This is a genomic window from Vicinamibacterales bacterium, assembly GCA_035699745.1.
Lineage (GTDB): Bacteria > Acidobacteriota > Vicinamibacteria > Vicinamibacterales > 2-12-FULL-66-21 > JAICSD01.
The window spans coordinates 99,428-118,380 of sequence record DASSPH010000010.1 but is presented as its reverse complement, the minus strand read 5'-3'; the positions used below and the strand labels follow the sequence as shown (position 1 = coordinate 118,380).

The following is an 18,953-nucleotide window of genomic DNA, read 5'->3' as shown; positions in this document are numbered from 1 at the left end:
TGTTCACGGTCGACGGCTCACGCTCCGGCACAAAGACCACGAAGATCACAAAGTCCACAACGGAATTGTCGTTATGGTTCATTTTCGTGAGCTTTGTGAGCTTTGTGCCGGAGCGTCAGGCCGTTGCCCATCCTCGACGCCCGCCCACTGTTTCGCGATCGCGACCGCCATCTGGCGCACCTTGAGAATGTAGGCCATGCGCTCGGTCACGCCGATGCCGCCGCTCGCATCCATCAGGTTGAACGCGTGCGAGCACTTCAGGCAGTAGTCGAGCGCCGGCAGCACCAGGCTGGACCGCAGCAGGGTCTGCGCCAGCAGATAGTACTGATCGAACAGCTCGCGATGGATGCGATTGAACTCCTCCTTCGGCATGTCGACCTGACCGAAGGCATACTTCGACTGCTCCACTTCGTCGCGATGCCGGACGTCGCGATACTTGACGCCCGGCGCCCAGTCGAGATCGAACACGTTGTCGACGTCCTGCAGCGCCATCGCGAACCGCTCGAGGCCGTAGGTCAGCTCGACGGAAATCGGCGCGAGGTCGATGCCGCCGGCCTGCTGAAAATAGGTGAACTGGGTGATTTCCTGGCCGTCGAAGAGCACCTGCCAGCCGATCCCCCAGGCGCCGAGCGTCGGGGACTCCCAGTTGTCTTCCTCGAACCGCACGTCGTGCGCGCGCAGGTCGATGCCGCACGCCTCGAGGCTCTGCAGGTAGAGCTGCTGCACTTCGTCAGGGGCGGGCTTCAGAATCACCTGGAACTGGTGATGCTTGAACAGCCGGTTGGGGTTCTCGCCGAAGCGGCCGTCCGCCGGCCGCCGCGAGGGCTGCACGTAGGCCACGTTCCAGTGTTCGCCGCCCAGCACGCGCAGAAACGTCTCGGGATGCATCGTCCCGGCGCCCATCTCGATGTCGAGGGGTTGCTGCAGAAGGCAGCCGCGGGTGGCCCAGAACTCGGACAGTTTGAAGATCAGTTGCTGAAACGTCACGCGATCCGTCAATTATAGCGTCTGGCCGCCTTCGGCGGGATGCCGGGGTGCGGGTGCCGGGTGCGGGGTGCCGGCGGCGCGTCAGCGAAGCTGGCGGAGGACGCGGGCCGACTTCAGTTCTTTGTCCAGATTGACGTGAATCAGCCGCCGGTGGGCGGTTTCGAGTTCGCGGGCGGCGGCCGCGGCCAGCGGGATCTCACCGACCGATTCCGGCGACGCGGCGGCGGCGCTGCGGAGGAATCGGAGCGCATCGAGGGAGATCGTCGTGCCGCCGCCCGGCGCACACCGTGCGCACAGGTAGTGGTGCTCGCGCGGCGGCATCACCGCGCCGCCGTCGAAGGGGCCGCCGCAGCCGGGGCAGGACGAGAGCTGCGGATACACACCCTGCAGCCGCAGCAGCCAGAACTCGAAGTAGCGCGCCAGCCGTTCCGTCGGCGCGCCGTCGGCGAGCGCGTCGATCACGGAGGAGCCCAGGCGGTACAGCCGTTCGTCGGCGTGCCCTTCGGGCGCCCATTCGTCGATCAACTCGGCGAAGTACTCCGTGTGCCCCAGCGCGGAGGCATCCTGCGGGTTCCGCGCGACGACGGACAACGGACTGCGCTGCGTTTCGATGTAGTTGATGCGGACGAGGTCGCGCAGCTCGCGCTCGTAGTAGGCCACACCGGCGCGGGTGAGCGATTCCAGCGTGCCGGTGAAGCGCGACCTCGCCCGGCGCGCCCCTTTCGCGACGCCGCGCTTCTTGCCGCGATCGCGCGTGAGGAACACGACGATTCGATCCGCCTCGCCCAGCTTGTAGGTGCGGAGAATCAGCGCGTCGGCGGTGTACACCGGCATCGGGGACCGGGAACGATTCTATCCCGCGGGATGGAGGAACTTGAGGAACACGGTGCTCAGCCCGAGCCACGAGGCGAACCCGAACACGTCGGTCAACGTGGTGATGAACACCGACGACGCGAGCGCGGGGTCCACTTTCATGGCGCGGAGCGCCAGCGGGATCAGCGTGCCGGCAGTCGACGCGACGAACATGTTGATGATCATCGCCGCGCAGAGGATGCCGCCGAGCCAGAAGTCCCCTTTCCACGCCCAGACCACCAGCCACCCGACCACGCCGCACGCCACGCCGTTGCCGATGCCGACCGCCGCCTCCTTGAACAGCGCCTTGCGGGAGTTCGCCCAGGTCAACTCGCCGAGCGCGATGCCGCGGACGATCACCGTCAGCGTCTGCGTCGCGGCGTTGCCGCCCATGCCGGCGACAACCGGCATGAACACCGCCAGCACCGGCAGCGAATCGATCGCCCCTTCGAACAGCGCCACGACCGACGCGGCGATGAACGCGGTCACGAGGTTGACCTCGAGCCACGGCACCCGCTTGCGCAGCGACTCCGCCGCGGTGGAGAACACACGGTCGTCCCCCGCGACACCGGCCAGCCGGTAGACGTCCTCGGTCGCCTCGTCCTTGATGACGTCGATGACGTCGTCGACCGTGACGACCCCGACCAGCTTGTTCTCCTCGTCGACGACCGGCAGCGCCAGCAGGTTGTAGGAGGCGACGAGGCGCGCGACTTCTTCCTGGTCGGTGTCCGTCCTGACGCTCGTCAGGTCGGTCGTCATGATCCGCTTGAGCGGCGTCGACGGCGGCACCAGGAGCAGCCGCCGCAGGGAGATCACGCCGACCAGGTGGCGGCGGCCGTCGACGACGTAGAGGTAGAACACCATCTCGACGTCGCGCGCGCCCTGCAGCGTGGTGATGGCTTCACCGGCGGTCATGTCTTCCGAAAGCGCGAAGACTTTCGGGTTCATGATGCGGCCGGCGGTCTGCTCTTCGTACTCGAGCAGCTCGCCGACTTCGTCGCCCGGACGCTTGCCGATCAGCTCGAGGACGGCGGCGGAGAGCGGTTCCGGCAGGTTGTCGATGATCGCCGCGGCGTCGTCCGACGGGAGGTCGTGCAGGAGCCGGGCGATCTCTTCGGCGGACCGATCGGCGAGCAGCGCGGCGCCCCCCTCGGGGCCGAGCTCGCTGAGCGCTTCCATCGCCAGCTTGCTGTTTCTCTCGAGCAGCAGCGCGAACGAGGTGGCGCGGTCTTTCTCCCCCAGTTCGGCGAAGACCTGGGCGAGGTCCGCGGGGTGCTGCTTGTGGAGCAGGTTGACGAGATTCGCCGTCGCGCCGAGGCGTATGAGCCTTCGGACCGAGTCGAGGACGACGTCAATCTTGCGCTGCGCCATAGAGATCCGCTCAATTTACCATGCGATTGAGCGGATCCGAAGCAATCAGTGCGCAGTGCGCGGTGCGCGGTGCATCAGTGCAACAGTGCGCAGTGCAACAGTGCAGCAGTGCGCAGGGCAGCAGCGCGCAGGGCAGCAGTGCGCAGGGCAGCAGTAGGCGGCGCGCTACTTGCGGGACTGATCGAGCATCTTGCGGACGCCGGTCTCTCTCACGGTGTAGTCGGCGGGCACCATGAAGAGCGAGCGATCCGGTTCGGCGCGGACGATGTTCAGGAGGCGGTAGCTCGAATCGCCGCTGCGCGGATCGGAATGGCGCGTCAGGATCAGCAGGTTCAACTCGGGCGAGCGCCACTGCTCGGAGACGATGGTGATCGGCTGCTCGTTGCCGACCTGGCCCGCGGGGATCGTGGTCGTCGTCTTGCGCCCTTCCACCGCGACCCCTTCGATGACCTTGTGCTCGAGCGGTGCCGCCGTCCCGCCGCGCATCGCCGGCATCATCGCGCCGCCGAATCCCCCGCCGCCGCCGCCACGCGCCGCCACGGCGGCCGTTTCGGCTTCGCGCCGTTCGAGCGCGACCCGCCGCGAGCCGTCCGGCTGCGTCGTCTCCACGCCTTCGATCTTGTTCATGATGGCGCCCGCGGCGCCGATCGCGGTCCGCCACGCAATCTTGTTGGCCGGATCGAGCGAGTAGGTGTAACCCGCGACCGGATCGGTGATCGAGATCGTGACGACGCCGTTCGGCCGATCCTCTTCGCGCCGGGTCCGGCCTTCGCTGTCGCGGTAGACGCGGCCGGTGGTCTTGCGCGTGATCCGGTTGCCGTCGGCGAGCTGCTGCGAGCCCTCGATCAGCGTGTCCGCCGAGTACGGCGCCCCTTTGAACGCCCGCTCGAGCGGCACGCGCGCCGCGACCTCGGCGGCGGCCCTGCGCCCCGGTTCGTCCTGGGCCATGATTGGGGACGCGGCCAGGAGCGCCGCGCACGTGAGCTTCGTGATCCTGATCATCTGCATCGCTGTTTCTCCAACACGCCCGAACTGAATGCCGGGCTCACAGGTGTCCGTCTGTCCGTCCGCTCGTACTCAATCCACCAGACGGACGGCGCGCGGGAGGCCGTCCTGTCCGACGATCAGATCCGCCCTCACCCGCGCGACGGGGTTCGCGGGAGGGACGACGCCGAACGCCGCCAGCAGCGACACCGGGACGTCCATCCGCACCAGCTCGCCGCTTTCCATCGGGGGCAGCGCAGCGGCCCCGGGAACGATGACGAACTCGCTGGGCGGCTCGGGCTCGAGCGGAGCGCCACGGAGGGAGGAGGAAAGAGGCTCGTGCATGGCCAGGCTTCCCCCTTGTGGGGTTCCGTGGCGCCCCGCCCGAACCGGGGCGAGACCGACCGCGATCAGCAGCGCCGCCGCCGTCGCGAGCCCCGCCATTCCCCAGCAGGCGAGCCGGCGCCCGCGCTGCGGCTCCACTCGTCCCTGCGCCGCGTCGAACGCCGCCATCAACGCCGCCTCGCGCCGCAGATCGATCGGCGGCACGTCCACCGCGTCGGCCAGGCGCCGCAGCGCCAGCGCGAGATCGAGATCGTCGATGTCACCGAACTTGTTCATGGTTCCGCTCTCCGCCATCCGCTTACCGCTATCCGCTTGCCGCTTTCCGCCATCCGTTACAGCCAGTGGGGGGCGGGCCAGCCGCCGAAGGCGTGCCGCTCGCGGCGCAATGTCGCGGCCAGCATCTGGCGGCCGCGATGCAGGCGCGATCGCACGGTGCCGATCGCGCAATCCGCTACATGGGCGGCGTCCTGATACGACAGTTCCTGCAGGTCGCACAGCACCACCGCTTCCCGGTAGACCACCGGCAGCGCGCCGAGCGCGCGCCGCAGCGCCAGGGTCTGCCGCGTTCGCGCGAGGCCGTCCAGCGGATCGGCGTGCACCGCCGGCTCCGCCGTCCCGTCGGGCAGCGGCTCGTAGCGCCGCTCGGTCAGCCGCCGCCGCGCGACGTTCCGGGCGATCCCGAGCAGCCACGGCAACACCGCCGCGCGATCCGGCGCGTAGCGGTGCGCGTCGCGAATGACGGCGAGAAAGACGTCCTGCGCGACGTCTTCCGCCGCCGCCGCGGCCCCGGTCATGTGCAGCGCGAACCGGTAGACGTCCGCCCGCCGGCGCCGATACAGCGCCCCGAACGCCTCGCGGTCCCCAGCCGCCACGGCGGCCATCAGTTCCTCGTCCGAATCGCTCATCGCCCCCGGGTTTGACGCCGGTTGTCGATATTCAGTTCGAGGACGAGAAAGGTTCCAACGGGATGCGGTCCATCGGGTGGTGCGCGCTAGGCATGCGGTGGAGCACAAGAATCGCTCTCACTTCGCAAAGCCCACACGATGACGTTGGGAGTTTTGGGAGTTTTGGGAGTTGGGCCTTGGCAGTTGGGAATTGACTACCGTCTCCCCCTCCTGGGCAGTCCCAGATCGTCCAGCACCCGCTCGTCGTCGCGCCAGTCAGGCTTCACCTTCACCCGGAGGTCGAGATACACCTTCGACCCGAAGAACGCTTCCAGGTCCTGGCGGGCCTCGGTGCCGATCTTCTTGATCATCGAACCGGCCCGGCCGATCACGATCGGCTTCTGCGACTCCGTCTCGACGAGGATCGTGCAGTAGACGCGCAGCAGCCCGCCGGGGCGGTCGGGCTCGTCGAACTGGTCGACGACCACCGCGGTCGAGAACGGCAGTTCGTCGCGGGTGTGGTGGAGGACCTTCTCGCGGACCGTTTCAGAGACGATCACCCGCTGCGGCTGGTCGGTGAGGTAGTCCTCGGCGAACAGCGGCTCTCCTTCCGGCATCTTCGCCAGCAGGGTGCGCTCGAGCTGCTCGACGCCGTCGCCGGTCGCGGCAGACACAGGGACGATGTCGGCGAAATCGTGCCACGTGCGCAGCTGATCGATCAGCGGCAGCAGCGCCGCCTTGTCGATCAGATCGATCTTGTTCAGCACCAGCACCACCGGGACGGTCACCCCCTGCAGCAGCCGCGACACGAACTCGTCGCCGGCGCCCGGACGCGATGCGGCGTCGTGGACCAGCATCACCGCATCCACCTCGCGCAAGGTCTCGATCGCGGCGTCGACCATCCTGACGTTCATGCGGTGCAGCGGCCGATGGATGCCGGGGGTGTCGACGAAGGCGAGCTGCCCGCCGGGGTAATTCTTCGTGCCGAGGATCCGCGTCCGCGTCGTCTGCGGCTTGTCCGAGACGATGGCGATCTTCTCGCCGACGAGGCGGTTGAGCAGCGTGGATTTTCCGGCGTTGGGCCGGCCGATGATCGAAACGTAACCGGCGCGCATCTTCGAATCCTTCATCCCTGATCCCTCATCCTGAATCGCTCATCCCGAATCCCAGTCCCGAATCCCGAATCCCAGTCCCGAATCCCGAATCCCAGGACCGAATCCCGAATCCCAGTCCGTGATCCGGGATGAGGATGCCCGATCCGGGATGAGGATGCCCGATCCGGGATGAGCATGCCCGATCCGGGATGAGGATGCGCGATCCGGGATTCAGGATCAGGGATGAGGGATGAGGGATTCGCTGGCTTTGCGGATGCGGACCTTGTGAATGCGGCGCCGCTCGGCCTCGAGCACTTCGACCGACAGGCCGTCGACCTCGAGCGTCTCGCCGACCGCCGGGACGCGGCCGACGCGGGACAGGACGTAGCCGCCGACGGTCTCGAACCCTTCGGGCTCGGTCTCCAGATCGAGGCGATCGCGAAGCTCGTCGAAGCTGACTTTCGCGCTGAACACGTACGACCCGTTGCCCTCGTCGACGATCGGATCCGACTCGACGTCGTCTTCGTCGCGAATCTCGCCGACGATCTCCTCGAGCAGATCCTCGATCGTGACCAGGCCGGCGGTGCCGCCGTATTCGTCCACCACGATCGCCATCTGGACCTGGCGCCGCTGGAATTCCTTGAGCAGCTCCGGCACGCGCTTGGTCTCGGGGACGAAGGTCGCCGGACGCGCCAGCGGCATGATTGGCTGCGACGCCGACGCGGCGTCGTCCAGCTGCAGGAGGTCCTTGACGCGGATGACGCCGAGAATGTTGTCGAGGTTGTCCTTGAACAGCGGGAACCGCGAGTACTCCTGCTCGCGGAAGAGCGCGCGCAGATCGGCGACGGTGGCGTCGGCCTGAATGGCGACGATGTCGGGCCGCGGCGTCATGACTTCGCGAGCCAGCGTGCCGCCGAAATCGACGATCGACTGCAGGAGCCGCCGCTCGTCCCCTTCGATCAGCCCCTGCTCTTCACCGGCCTCGAGATAGGCGTGCGCCACTTCGCCCTGATCGTCGTCAGCGGCTTCCTGTGGCGTCGCGGCGCGCTCCGGCCTCGCGGTCGACAGCAGGCGCACGAGACCGCCCGAGAGCGGCGACATCAGCTGCGCGACGAAGCTGAACGGCGGCAGGATCGCGGCGAGCACCGCTTCCGGGTTCTTGCGCACGATGATGGACGGGAGCACGTGCTCGCACAGGATGATGTAGACGGCGACGCAGGCGAGCAGCGTGGACAGCGAGGCCAGGCTGATGCCGGAGCGGCCGGTCACCACGGCGAGCAGCACGGTCGCGAGCGAGAAGATCAACCCGAGCATCAGCCGCGCGGGGACGAACAACTGAATCGGGTCGTCGAGATAGTAGCCGAGCCGGTCGTCGCGGCCGCGCTCCGCCATCAGGCGCAGCGACAGCTTCATCAGCGAGCTGAAGGCCGTCTCGATCGTGCCGACGTAGACGGCGGCGACCGCGAGCAGGAACAGCGTCAGCGGGATCATCGTGCAGGCGTGGGGCGCCGCCGCGCGCGCTGCCCCGGGCGCGCGCGCGCCGCTCGCTCAATCAGGCTCTCGCGCAGTCCACCCTTCGCGCGCAGCCGGCGTTCGAGCCTGTCCATCCGCCCCCGGTCGGCCGGGTCGTCGTGATCGTAACCGATCAGGTGGAGCAGGCCGTGCAGGGCGAGGACCTTGAGCTCGTCCGCGTAGGCGTGGCCGGCGTCCCGCGCCTGCGCGCGCGCGCGGCCGGTCGCAATCGCGAGATCCGACGGCTCGAACGAGAGCACGTCGGTGACCGCGTTCCGGCGCCGGAACTTCCGGTTCAGGGCGCGGATCCGGGCGTCGCTGACGAGCGCGATGGTGAGCTCCGGCGGCGCGTGACGCGGCGCGACCCGCTGCAGCCAGGCGGCGAGCCCCGGAGCGGAGGCGCTCGATCCGCGGCCGTCCGTGACGGAGATCCGAATCCGCCCGCCGTCGTGCGCCGCGGCCCCCCGGCGCCGCTTCGCGGCGGAGGCGCGGCTACTGTCTGGGTCCACTGTAAGCTTCGTACGCCTTCACGATGTGCTGGACGAGCGCGTGACGCACCACGTCCTTGTCGTCGAAGTGCACGAACGCGATCCCCTCGATGTTGCCCACCACCTTCATCGCCTCGGTGAGGCCGGAGGTGCGACCGGTCGGCAGATCGATCTGCGTCACGTCTCCCGTGATCACCGCCTTCGAGCCGAAGCCGAGACGGGTCAGGAACATCTTCATCTGCTCGGACGTCGTGTTCTGCGCCTCGTCGAGGATCACGAACGCGTCGTTGAGGGTGCGGCCGCGCATGAAGGCGATGGGCGCGACCTCGATGGTGCCGCGCTCGAGCAGCCGCTCGGCGCGCTCCATCTCCATCATGTCGTAGAGCGCGTCGTAGAGCGGACGCAGGTACGGGTTCACCTTCTCCTGCAGGTCGCCGGGCAGGAACCCGAGCTTCTCCCCGGCTTCCACCGCAGGGCGGGCGAGGATGATCCGGCTGACCCGCTTGGCGAGCAGGAACGAGACCGCCTGCGCCATCGCCAGGTAAGTCTTACCCGTGCCGGCAGGGCCGATGCCGAACACGATGTCGTGGGCTTCGATCGCGTCGAGGTAACGCTTCTGGTTGACGGACTTCGGCGTGACCTGGCGCTTGCCGCCCGCGGCCTTGGTCGTCGATCGCAGGAAATACTCGGCGAGCTCGACGTTTTCGTCCTGCGCCACGAGCGTCGCGGCGGTACGCACGTCGCCCTTCCCGAGGCGGTAGCCCCCGCGCATCAAGCTGGACAGTTGGTCGAGCACCTTCTCCGCGCGGGCGACGTCGGCGGGCTCCCCCTCGACGATCAGCTCGTTCCCGCTGGTGCGGATGCGGACGCCGAACTGCGTTTCGAGCTGCTTGAGGTTCTCGTCGTAGGTGCCGAACAGGGATTCAGCCCCCTCGTCGGGAATCTGAATCTTGCGTATCGCTGAAGTGGGCAAGTTACTGCGCCGATCCTAGCATGGCTGTCACTGCGGGCGGATGTGCAGCTCCCGCAGCTGGCGCGGATCGACCGTCGACGGCGCGCCCGACATCAGATCCACGGCTTGTGCCGTCTTGGGGAACGCGATCACTTCCCGGATCGACGCCTCGCCGGCGAGGATGGCGCAGATGCGATCGAGGCCCAGCGCGATCCCGCCGTGCGGCGGGGTGCCGTATTCGAGCGCATCCACGAAGAAGCCGAATCGCGCCTTCGCTTCCTCGTCCGACATGCCGAGCATCTTGAAGACGAGCCGCTGAATCCGCTGATCGTGGATCCGGATGCTGCCGCCGCCGATCTCGCTGCCGTTGAGCACCATGTCGTAGGCGCGCGCGCGCACGCTGCCGGGGTCCGACTCGAGCCGGGCGGCGTCCGACTCGAGCGGCGCGGTGAACGGATGGTGCATGAATTCCCAGCGCTGCTCGTCTTCCCGCCAGTCGAACATGGGAAAGTCGACGACCCACAGGAACTCGTAGCGGTTCGGGTCGAGGCGGTTCTCGCGCTTCGCGACGTTGAGCCGGAGCTGGCCGAGCAGGCGCGCCGTCGGATCGTGCTGGCCCGCGGCCATGACCAGCAGGTCCCCCGCCTCGGCGCCCGCCATCGTCAGGGCGCGGCGGATCGTGTCCTCGCCTGCCGCTTTGAGCGCGGGACTCTGCACCGCGCCCTCGGCGTGGCGCGCCCAGACCAGCGCGGCGGCGCCGAGCCCCTTCGCTTCGTCGATCAGGTTGTCGAGATCCTTGCGCGAGTAGCGGGCGGCGCCCGGAATCACGAAGCCGCGCACCTCCCCGCCCGCGTCGATCGCGCCGCGGAACAGCGCGAACCCTGACGCGGCAAAGGGCTCGGAGAGCAGCTGCAGCTCCATGCCGGCGCGCAGGTCCGGCTTGTCGGACCCGTACTTCGCGATCGCGTCCGCGTACGGCATGCGGCGGAAGAACGGCGGCGCGTCGCGGCCGACCAGCGCCATCAACCGTCCCATGAGCGGCTCGAGAATCGAGAAGACGAGGTCCTCGGTCGCGAACGAGATCTCGAGGTCGACCTGCGTGAACTCGGGCTGGCGGTCGGCGCGCAGGTCCTCGTCGCGGAAGCACTTGGCGATCTGGAAGTAGCGATCCAGCCCGGAGATCATGAGGATCTGCTTGAAGATCTGCGGCGACTGCGGCAGCGCGTAGAACTCCCCGGGGTGGACCCGGCTCGGCACCAGGTAGTCGCGCGCCCCTTCCGGGGTCGACTTGGTCAGGATCGGCGTTTCGATCTCGAGGAAACCCTGCTCGTCGAAGTACTGGCGCACCGCGAACGCCGCCTTGTGCCGCAGGATCATGTTCTGCTGCAGCTTCGGCCGGCGCAGATCGAGGTAGCGGTATCGCAGCCGCATCTCTTCCGAGACCGCGGTCTCTTCGTTGATCGGGAACGGCGGCGTCCTGGCGTCGTTCAGCAGACGGATCTCGCGCGCCGCGACCTCGACCTCGCCGGTCTTCAGCTTGGGATTCACCGCTTCGGGCGCGCGGGCGTCGACCCGCCCGAGGATGGCGACGACGAACTCGGGACGGAGCCGCTTGGCCTTCTCCTCCAGCGCCGCGTCGCGCACCACGGCCTGGGTCAGGCCGTGGCGGTCCCGGATGTCGAAGAACATGACGCCGCCGAGATCGCGGACGCGATGCACCCAGCCGAGCAGGACGACCTCCTGACCGACGTGCGAAAGATTCAGTTCCCCGCACGTGTGCGTGCGGGCCAGTTGGCCGAGAGGCTCTACGCTCATTGAGTGTCCGATATCCGAGGTCCGATGGTCGAGGCGGCGACATCCCTGGGCACCGACTGCTGCTCGCCGGTGCGCAGATTCTTGATCTTAACCTCGCCGCGGGCGAGCTCGTCCTCCCCCAGCACCGCGACGAACGCCGCCTGACGCGCGTCGGCGTATTTGAAGGCCTTGCCGAGATCCTTGCCGCGGCGCAGCGCCTCGGGATACAGCTCGACGCGCAAATCCGCCCCGCGCAGCTCGCGCGCCAGCCGCAGCGATTCGGCCGCGAGCGGCTGGTCGAAGATCGTGACGAGCACATCCGGCCCCGACGACTGCACCTCGGGGGGGAACATGTGGCGCTCGGCCATCACCACGAGGATCCGCTCCAGGCCCAGCGAGAAGCCGCAGGCGGGGATCTGCTCCCCCGAGAACATGCCGATGAGCCCGTCGTAGCGTCCGCCGCCGCCGAGACTGCCGGCGAGATCGGGCACCGAGACCTCCATGATCGCGCCGGTGTAGTACGACAGGCCGCGCGCCAGCCGCGGCGTGAACTGGATGTGGCCGCGCGCCGCGGTGGCGTCGGTGAGCGCGATGATCTCGTCGACGTTGCGCTTCGCCGCCGCGCCGGCGTCGGTCCGCCCCACCATGGCGGTGAACGCGTCGACGTGCTCGAAGGCGTCGAGACATGCGTCCGCCGCCGCACGCTCGAGGCCGCGCGCGACCAGATCGTCCCCCACCTTGTCGCGGCCGATCTTGTCCAGCTTGTCGATGGCGATCAGCGCGTCGGCGTGCTTCGCGGCAGGAACGCCCGCCGCGTCGAGCATGGCGGTCAGCAGCGCGCGATGGTTCACCTGCACGGTGAAGTCCTTGAACCCCAGCGCGTGCAGGACCTCGCTCACCGCGGCAATCATCTCGACCTCGACCACCGGCGCGGTGGAGCCGATCGCGTCCACGTCGCACTGGTAGAACTCGCGGAACCGGCCGCGCGCCGGACGGTCGGCGCGCCACACCGGCTGGATCTGGTAGCGCTTGAAGAAGCGCGGCAGCCGGGCGCGGTGCTCGGCGACGACGCGGGCGAGCGGGACGGTGAGGTCGTAGCGCAGCGCGAGATCGGTCTCGCCGCTCGCCGCCCCTTCGCCGCGGCGCAGCACCTTGAATATGAGCTGGTTGCCCTCTTCGCCGTACTTGCCCGTCAGCGTCTCGATGTTCTCGAGCGCTGGCGTCTCGAGCGGCTCGAACCCGTAGCGCTCGTACACGCGGCGCACGACCTCGATCACGTACTGGCGGCGGCGGACGTCCTCCGGGAGGAAGTCGCGCATGCCGCGCGCTGGGCCGGTGTGCATCCTTACAGTTTACTGCCCCGTCAACGGCCGACTCCCAACTTCCAACGCCCAGGGAACGCCCAACGCCCAAAACTCCCAAGGGTCCCGGAACTCCCAAAACTCCCAAGGGGATGGCTGGAGCTTCTGGAAGCCCGGGCGTCGGGACTCGGGCGTCAGTCGGGCGTCGGGAGTTGGGCGCCGGGATTCTTCACTGTCGGGTACTTGATTCCGAGCTGATCGAGATAGCTCGGGAAGCGCGAGGGGTCGTAGTAATACTTCTTCATCTCCGGCCGATAGCGCTCCATCGTGGCCTTGTTCAGCCAGATCGCGGGCTGGTCCTGCGGGCGCAGCAGGGGTTCGTACTTCGTCTCCTTCGTCTGCACTTCGCGGAAGTACTTCCACGCCTGCTCGACCAGCTCGGGGCGCGACACCAGATCGAGCATCGTCATCGCCTGGACCTTGGCGCCGGCGACGACCCCCTTGTGCGCGATCGGCGTCGCCATCGAGATCGCGTTCGCCCAGTTGTGGCCGGGGAGGCCGGGGATGTTCGCGGGGAAGCGCAGCGTCACCGTCGGCACGTTCCACGACACGTCGCCGATGTCGTCGGATCCGCCGCCGGTGTTGTTCTGGACCGGACCGGTGAGGCTGTTGCCGATCCGCTCGTTGAGCCCGGGGGTTCGCGCGTTCTTCAGCTCCTTCTGCAGCGCGCGCGCGAGCTGCTGATCGTTCTCGCTCCACTTCGGCATCCCGACCTTCTGGATGTTGGCCCAGGTGGTTTCCGCAACCGTGCGGTTGAAGTGCTGCGGCCAGGCGCTGCCGAGCACCTTCGACGGCAGCAGCTCGACCCCCGCCATCATCGCCGCCGCCTTGGCCATCGTGTCGCCGGTCTCCCACAGCTGCTTGATGTTCGGATAATCGATCTCGCGGAAGTAGTACCAGACCGACGCGGTCCGCGGGACGACGTTCGGCTGATCGCCGCCGTCGACGATCACGCTGTGCGAGCGGTGGCTGAGGCGCAGGTGCTCGCGGCGGAAATTCCAGCCGATGTCCATCAGCTCCACCGCGTCGAGCGCGCTGCGGCCGCGCCAGGGAGAGCCCGCCGCGTGCGCCGTCTCTCCCTGGAACGAGTACTGGACCGACACCAGGCCGGTGCCCGAGCGCGCGCCCCACGACACGTCGAGCGAGTCGTCCACGTGCGTGAACAGCGCGACGTCGACGTCCTTGAACAGGCCGGCGCGGACGAAGTACGCCTTCGTCCCGACCAGCTCCTCGGCGGTGCCGGGCCAGATGCGGATCGTGCCCGGGAGCTTCTCGCGCTCCATGATCTTCTTCACCGCGATCGCCGCGGTGATGTTCACCGCCTGCCCCGAGTTGTGCCCCTCGCCATGGCCGGGCGCCCCTTCGATCAGCGGATCGTGATACGCCACGCCCGGCTTCTGCGACGCCTGCGGAATGCCGTCGATGTCGGAGCCCAGCGCGATCACCGGCTTGCCGGATCCCCACGTGGCCCAGAACGCCGTCGGCACGCCGGCGACCCCTTCGGTCACCGCGAACCCGTTCTTCTTCAGGATGTCGATCAGGTAGCGGTTGGTCTCGACCTCCTGGAATCCCAGCTCGCCGTAGCTGAAGATCTGGTCGACCATCTCCTGCGCGAATCTGGCCCGCTGCTCGACGTCGGCCGCGGCCTCCTGCTTCAGGGCGTCCAGCTTCGGAGTGGCCGCACGCGGCGCCGGGTTCTGGGCCATCGGGACGGCCAACGCCGCCACCGTCATCATCAGGGCGAACAAGCCAGCTCGTTTCATCGCCGGAATTATATCCATCGGCGCGCGCCGCCAGGGGCGGAATGGAAGGCCGCCCGACGGAGTTATGGTAGGGGACCATGAAGTTCGCGAAGTTTGTCTTCATCGGCGCGGGGGTGTGGGGGATCCTCGTCCTCGTCCCGCTGTATTTCCTCGTCGACATCACCGGCAAGCCGTGGCCGCCGCCGCTCGACTACCCGCACTTCTTCTACGGGTTCATCTCGGTCGCGCTCGCGTGGCAGCTGGCGTTCCTCGTCATCGGCTCCGACCCCCCGCGCTACCGGTGGCTGATGATTCCCGCCATCGTCGAGAAGCTCGGCCACGTCACCACCGTGGCGGCGCTCTACTCGCGCGGCGCGATCGCGACCGACGCCGCGATGACGGCGGCGCCGGATCTGCTGCTCGGCATGCTGTTCGTCGCCGCGTTCATCGCAGTGCCGTATGGAAGAACACCGTCGTCCCCCGATACCTTGACAATCTAGCCATGACACCCAGATAATCTGGTGATGGCGGCTCCGTCCAGCGAACTCCTCCACGGCACGCTCGAGAGCCTGATCCTCAAAGCGGTCGCCGGCGGTCCGCGCCACGGGTACGCGATCGCGCGATGGCTGGAAGACAGCACCGGCGACGTGCTGCAGGTGGAGGACGGATCGCTCTATCCGGCGCTGTATCGAATGGAACAGCGCGGACTGATTCAGGCGAGCTGGGGCACCTCCGAGCTCGGCCGGAAGGCCAAGTTCTACCGGATCACGCCGGCGGGCCGGAAGCGTCTCGCCGCGAGCACGGCGGAGTGGGCGCGCTTCTCCGCTGCCATCTCCCGGGTGCTGCTGACCGTCTAAGCGGTCGGTGGATTTCCGCACCCGCTTTCCGCTTCGCCTCGGGCGCCCCGCCGTCGACGAGGAAGTCGACGCCGAGCTCGAGTTCCATCTGGCGATGCGCCGCCGCGACCTCATCGCCAACGGGATGAGCGAGGCGGACGCGCACCGCGCCGCCCTCGATCGCTTCGGCGATCTGCGGCGGGCCCGGCGCGAGTGCCGCGCCATCGGTCATCGACGGGAGCAACGCATGCGAATCGCGCAATATGTCTCCGAGCTGCGGCAGGACGCCGCCTTTTCGGTCCGCCAGATGCTCGCCGCCCGCGCCTTCACCACCGTCTCGGTGGCCACGCTGGCGCTGGGGATCGGCGCCACCACCGCCATCTTCAGCACGCTGAACGCCGTCGTGCTCCGGCCGCTGCCGGTGCCCGAGCCGGATCGCCTGGTCGAGGTGCATTCGTCCTGGCGCGATCTCGGGCGCGGCAACGTGTCGGCCGGCAACTTCGTCGACATGGCGGCCGAGCAGACGGTGTTTCAGGCGGTCGCGGCCGCGAGCGGGGCCAGCATGACGCTGGCGCGCGACGAAGGGGCCGAGCGCGTCATCGGCGTGCGCGCGACCGGCGGCTTCTTCGACGTGTGGGGCGTGCCGCCCGCGCTGGGGCGCGTGTTCGGTCCGGCCGAAGACGAGCCCGGACGCGACCAGGTCGTGGTGCTCAGCCACCGGTTCTGGACGCGCCAGTTCGCCGCCGATCGGGGCGTGCTCGGCCGCACCCTCACGCTCGACAGCCGGCCGTACACCGTCGTCGGGGTGATGCCGGAATCGTTCGACTTCACGGCCGATTCCGAGGCGTTGTGGGTGCCGATCGCATTCACGCCGGAGCGGAAAGGGATGCACGACGAGCACTTCCTGACCGTGTACGGACGGCTGCGTCCCGGCGTCACGATCCAGCAGGCGGCACAGCACCTGAGCACCGTCGGCGCGAATCTGGCGCAGCGGTTCCCCAAGGACAACGCCGAGCGCACGTTCACGGTCGCGCCGCTGATGGCCAGCTTCGTCGGCGATTACGCGCAGCGGCTCGTGGTGCTGCTCGCCGCGGTGCTGGCGGTATTGCTGATTGCCTGCGGCAACGTGTCGAACCTGCTGCTGGCGCGCGGCGCCGCCCGCGCCCGGGAGCTGGCGGTGCGGAGCGCCCTCGGCGCCGGGCAGGGACGCCTGGTCCGTCAGCTCTTCACCGAGAGCGTCGTGCTGAGCCTCGTCTCGGCCGCCGTCGGCATCGCGCTCGCACGCGGACTGATCCGCCTCCTCGTCGCCTACGCCCCGGCCGGCGTCCCGCGGCTCGAACAGGCGCGGCTGGACGGATCCGCCGTCGGATTCGCCGGCGCCGTCGCAGTGCTGGCGGGCGTGGTGTTCGGCCTGCTGCCCGCCTGGCGCGCCTCGCGCACGGACATCAACAGCACGCTGAAAGAGGCGGCGCGCGGCGCCGGCGGGCGCAGCGCGCGCGATCTCGTCCGATCGGCGTTGATCGCCACCGAGGTGGCGCTCGCGCTGATTCTGCTCGTCGGCGCGGGCCTGCTGATCCGCAGCGCGATCGAAACCCAGCGCGTGCCCACGGGTTTCAATCCGAAGGGAGTGTTCTCCGGGCGGTTCGCGCTGCCCGCGGCCAAGTACGAATCCGCCGCGGCGGTCCTGCAGGCGGCGCGAGAGATCGAGGCGCGGGTGAAGGGCGTCCCCGGCGTCCGTGCCGCGATGGTGGCGTCCAACGTTCCCGGCGTCGGCACGTTCTCGAATGGACTGGTCCCCGACGGGGAGGCTCCGGAGCCGCGCAACGTGCGCCAGAGCATGGCGCGGTTCGTCTCGCCGGCGTACTTCGAGGTGATGGGCCTGCCGATCGTCCGCGGCCGCGGCTTCGACGACGGCGATCGTGCCGGCGCACCGCTGGTGTTGGTGGTCAACCAGACGCTCGCGCAGCGGTTGTGGCCGAACCAGGATCCGATCGGCCGCCGCGTCAACGGTTCCTCACCCCGGGGGCCGAAGACCGTCATCGGCGTCGTCGCCGACGTGCGCTGGCGCGGGCCAGCCGGACCGGTCGACCTGGAGTTCTATCAGCCGCTGGCGCAGCTCGACGAAACGGCCTGGAACTGGACGCGCCGGTCGCTGTTCGTCGCGGCGCGGACCGACGGGGATGCGGCGGGGCTCGCGCCCGGGGTGCGGCGCGCGATTGCCGGCGTCGATCCCGGCGTGCCGCTGTTCGCCGAGCGCACGATGGAAGAGCGGATGGCGGCGACGCTCGACACCGCGCGGTTCAACACGATGCTGCTCGCGCTGCTCGGCGCGGTCGGCCTGCTGCTCGCCGGGGTGGGGATCTACGGCGTCATCAATTACTTCGCCGCTCAGCGGACCTCGGAGATCGGCATCCGCCTGGCGCTGGGCGCGTCCCGCGGCAGCGTGCTGAAGCTGGTCGTGCGCCAGGCGGCGCTTCCCGTGGCGGCCGGCGTGGTCGCCGGTGCGCTGGGCGCCAGCCTCGCCGCCCAGGCGATCGCCAGTCAGCTCGTCAACGTCCGGCCGAACGATCCGCTGACGTTCGCCGGGGTCGCGGCCGTCCTCGCGGCGGTGGCGTTGATCGCCGCCTTCATCCCGGCCAGGCGCGCCGCCAGCCTCGATCCCAGCCGCGCGCTGCGGGCCTGAGGCGTCCCTGCGATAATGGAAGCTTGACCATCCCCGCGCTGGACCGTTTCGACCGTCCGCTGCGCAGTCTCCGCGTGTCGGTCACCGACCGCTGCAACCTGCGCTGCCAGTACTGCATGCCCGAAACGGACTACGCGTGGCTGCCGCGCGAGAACATCCTCGACTTCGAGGAGATCGCCGTGCTGGTGGACGCGTTCGCGGCCGAAGGGGTCGATCGCGTCCGCATCACCGGCGGCGAGCCGCTCCTCCGCCGCGATCTGCCGCGCCTCGTCGAGCTGATCGCGGCAAAGCCCGCGATCCGCGATCTCGCGCTCACCACCAACGGCGTGCTCCTCGCGAGCCAGGCCGGGGCGCTGCGCGCCGCGGGCCTGCACCGGATCACCATCAGCCTCGACACGCTGCGGCGCGACCGCTTTCAATCGCTGGCGCGCTTCGACGAGCTGCCGGCGGTGCTCGCCGGCATCGACGCCGCCGCCGGCGCCGGCTTCGATTCGATCAAGCTCGACACCGTCGTCATACGCGGCCGTAACGACGACGAGCTGCACGAGCTGCTCGCCTTCGCGCGATCGATCGGCGCGGAGATCCGCTTCATCGAATACATGGACGTCGGCGGGGCGACGCACTGGTCGATGGACGCGGTGCTGTCGCGGCGCGAGATTCTGGCGCGGCTCGCCGAGACGTACGGGCCCGCCGAACCGCTGCCGGGCCGCGATTCGGCGCCGGCGGAACGCTTCCGGCTGGGCGACGGCACCACGTTCGGCATCATCGCGTCGACGACCGAGCCGTTCTGCGCGGCGTGCGACCGCAGCCGGCTGACGGCGGACGGCTTGTGGCTGCTGTGTCTCTACGCCCGCGGCGGACTCGATCTGCGGCATCCGCTCCGCGAAGGGGCGACGCTGGCGGAGCTGTCACACCTGATTCGCACGGTCTGGTCGATGCGCGCCGATCGAGGCGCCGAAGAACGGCTTGGCTTCCCCGCCCGGGACGTGCTCATCCCCGTCGCCGCCCTCCGGCGTGACGCGCACCTCGAGATGCACACCCGCGGCGGCTGATCGCCTGGGGCGCAGC

17 protein-coding genes are annotated in these 18,953 nt (G+C 68.9%); 4 read left to right on the top strand and 13 right to left on the bottom strand.

From position 1 onward, the window contains the following. Positions 1–78: 78 nt before the first annotated feature. The 13 genes from VFK57_01440 to VFK57_01380 all read right to left on the bottom strand — a co-directional run bounded on the left by VFK57_01440 (position 79) and on the right by VFK57_01380 (position 14,387). Entirely contained in the window at positions 79–987 is a 909-nt protein-coding gene (locus VFK57_01440) for a glycine--tRNA ligase subunit alpha (protein HET7694343.1), read from the bottom strand. Positions 988–1,068: 81 nt separating this feature from the next. After that, positions 1,069–1,821 (bottom strand): DNA repair protein RecO, encoded by a 753-nt coding sequence (gene recO / locus VFK57_01435; protein ID HET7694342.1) that lies wholly within the window; start codon positions 1,819–1,821, stop codon positions 1,069–1,071. Between the two features lie 18 nt (positions 1,822–1,839). Next, positions 1,840–3,210, bottom strand: coding sequence for a magnesium transporter (gene mgtE / locus VFK57_01430; GenBank protein HET7694341.1), 1,371 nt, complete (start codon positions 3,208–3,210; stop codon positions 1,840–1,842). Between the two features lie 165 nt (positions 3,211–3,375). Next, complete coding sequence (locus VFK57_01425; GenBank protein HET7694340.1) at positions 3,376–4,218, bottom strand: hypothetical protein; 843 nt, start codon at positions 4,216–4,218, stop codon at positions 3,376–3,378. 69 nt (positions 4,219–4,287) lie between these two features. Beyond that, positions 4,288–4,815 carry a hypothetical protein gene (locus VFK57_01420; GenBank protein ID HET7694339.1) on the bottom strand — a complete coding sequence of 176 codons (528 nt, stop codon included), beginning with the start codon at positions 4,813–4,815 and terminating at the stop codon, positions 4,288–4,290. 56 nt (positions 4,816–4,871) lie between these two features. Continuing rightward, positions 4,872–5,444: an RNA polymerase sigma factor gene (locus VFK57_01415; GenBank protein HET7694338.1), complete on the bottom strand. Its 573-nt coding sequence runs from the start codon at positions 5,442–5,444 to the stop codon at positions 4,872–4,874. Between the two features lie 194 nt (positions 5,445–5,638). Next, positions 5,639–6,553, bottom strand: coding sequence for a GTPase Era (gene era, locus VFK57_01410; protein ID HET7694337.1), 915 nt, complete (start codon positions 6,551–6,553; stop codon positions 5,639–5,641). 201 nt (positions 6,554–6,754) lie between these two features. Continuing rightward, the gene (locus VFK57_01405) at positions 6,755–8,008 is read right to left on the bottom strand and encodes a hemolysin family protein (GenBank protein ID HET7694336.1); all 1,254 of its coding nucleotides are present in this window, start codon (positions 8,006–8,008) and stop codon (positions 6,755–6,757) included. Then, complete coding sequence (ybeY, locus tag VFK57_01400) at positions 8,005–8,538, bottom strand: rRNA maturation RNase YbeY (GenBank protein ID HET7694335.1); 534 nt, start codon at positions 8,536–8,538, stop codon at positions 8,005–8,007. The genes VFK57_01405 and ybeY overlap by 4 nt, the downstream gene beginning before the upstream one ends. Beyond that, positions 8,522–9,490 carry a PhoH family protein gene (locus tag VFK57_01395; protein HET7694334.1) on the bottom strand — a complete coding sequence of 323 codons (969 nt, stop codon included), beginning with the start codon at positions 9,488–9,490 and terminating at the stop codon, positions 8,522–8,524. The genes ybeY and VFK57_01395 overlap by 17 nt, the downstream gene beginning before the upstream one ends. A 27-nt stretch (positions 9,491–9,517) precedes the next feature. Then, positions 9,518–11,284: an aspartate--tRNA ligase gene (aspS, locus tag VFK57_01390; protein HET7694333.1), complete on the bottom strand. Its 1,767-nt coding sequence runs from the start codon at positions 11,282–11,284 to the stop codon at positions 9,518–9,520. Further along, positions 11,281–12,606 (bottom strand): histidine--tRNA ligase, encoded by a 1,326-nt coding sequence (hisS, locus tag VFK57_01385; protein HET7694332.1) that lies wholly within the window; start codon positions 12,604–12,606, stop codon positions 11,281–11,283. The genes aspS and hisS overlap by 4 nt, the downstream gene beginning before the upstream one ends. Before the next feature lie 152 nt (positions 12,607–12,758). After that, complete coding sequence (locus VFK57_01380) at positions 12,759–14,387, bottom strand: amidohydrolase (protein HET7694331.1); 1,629 nt, start codon at positions 14,385–14,387, stop codon at positions 12,759–12,761. A 77-nt stretch (positions 14,388–14,464) separates the two neighbouring features. On the opposite strand from VFK57_01380, the gene VFK57_01375 reads away from it, so the two are divergent. Genes VFK57_01375 through moaA form a run of 4 tightly spaced genes read left to right on the top strand, consistent with a single transcriptional unit; the run spans position 14,465 to position 18,937 of the window. Continuing rightward, entirely contained in the window at positions 14,465–14,866 is a 402-nt protein-coding gene (locus VFK57_01375; protein ID HET7694330.1) for a hypothetical protein, read from the top strand. 24 nt (positions 14,867–14,890) lie between these two features. Then, on the top strand, positions 14,891–15,223 hold the full coding sequence (locus tag VFK57_01370) for a PadR family transcriptional regulator (GenBank protein ID HET7694329.1): 333 nt from the start codon (positions 14,891–14,893) through the stop codon (positions 15,221–15,223). A 7-nt stretch (positions 15,224–15,230) separates the two neighbouring features. Further along, positions 15,231–17,885 (top strand): ABC transporter permease, encoded by a 2,655-nt coding sequence (locus VFK57_01365; protein HET7694328.1) that lies wholly within the window; start codon positions 15,231–15,233, stop codon positions 17,883–17,885. Between the two features lie 23 nt (positions 17,886–17,908). Continuing rightward, positions 17,909–18,937, top strand: a complete 1,029-nt coding sequence (gene moaA, locus VFK57_01360) for a GTP 3',8-cyclase MoaA (protein HET7694327.1) — start codon at positions 17,909–17,911, stop codon at positions 18,935–18,937. The last annotated feature ends 16 nt before the right edge of the window (positions 18,938–18,953 follow it).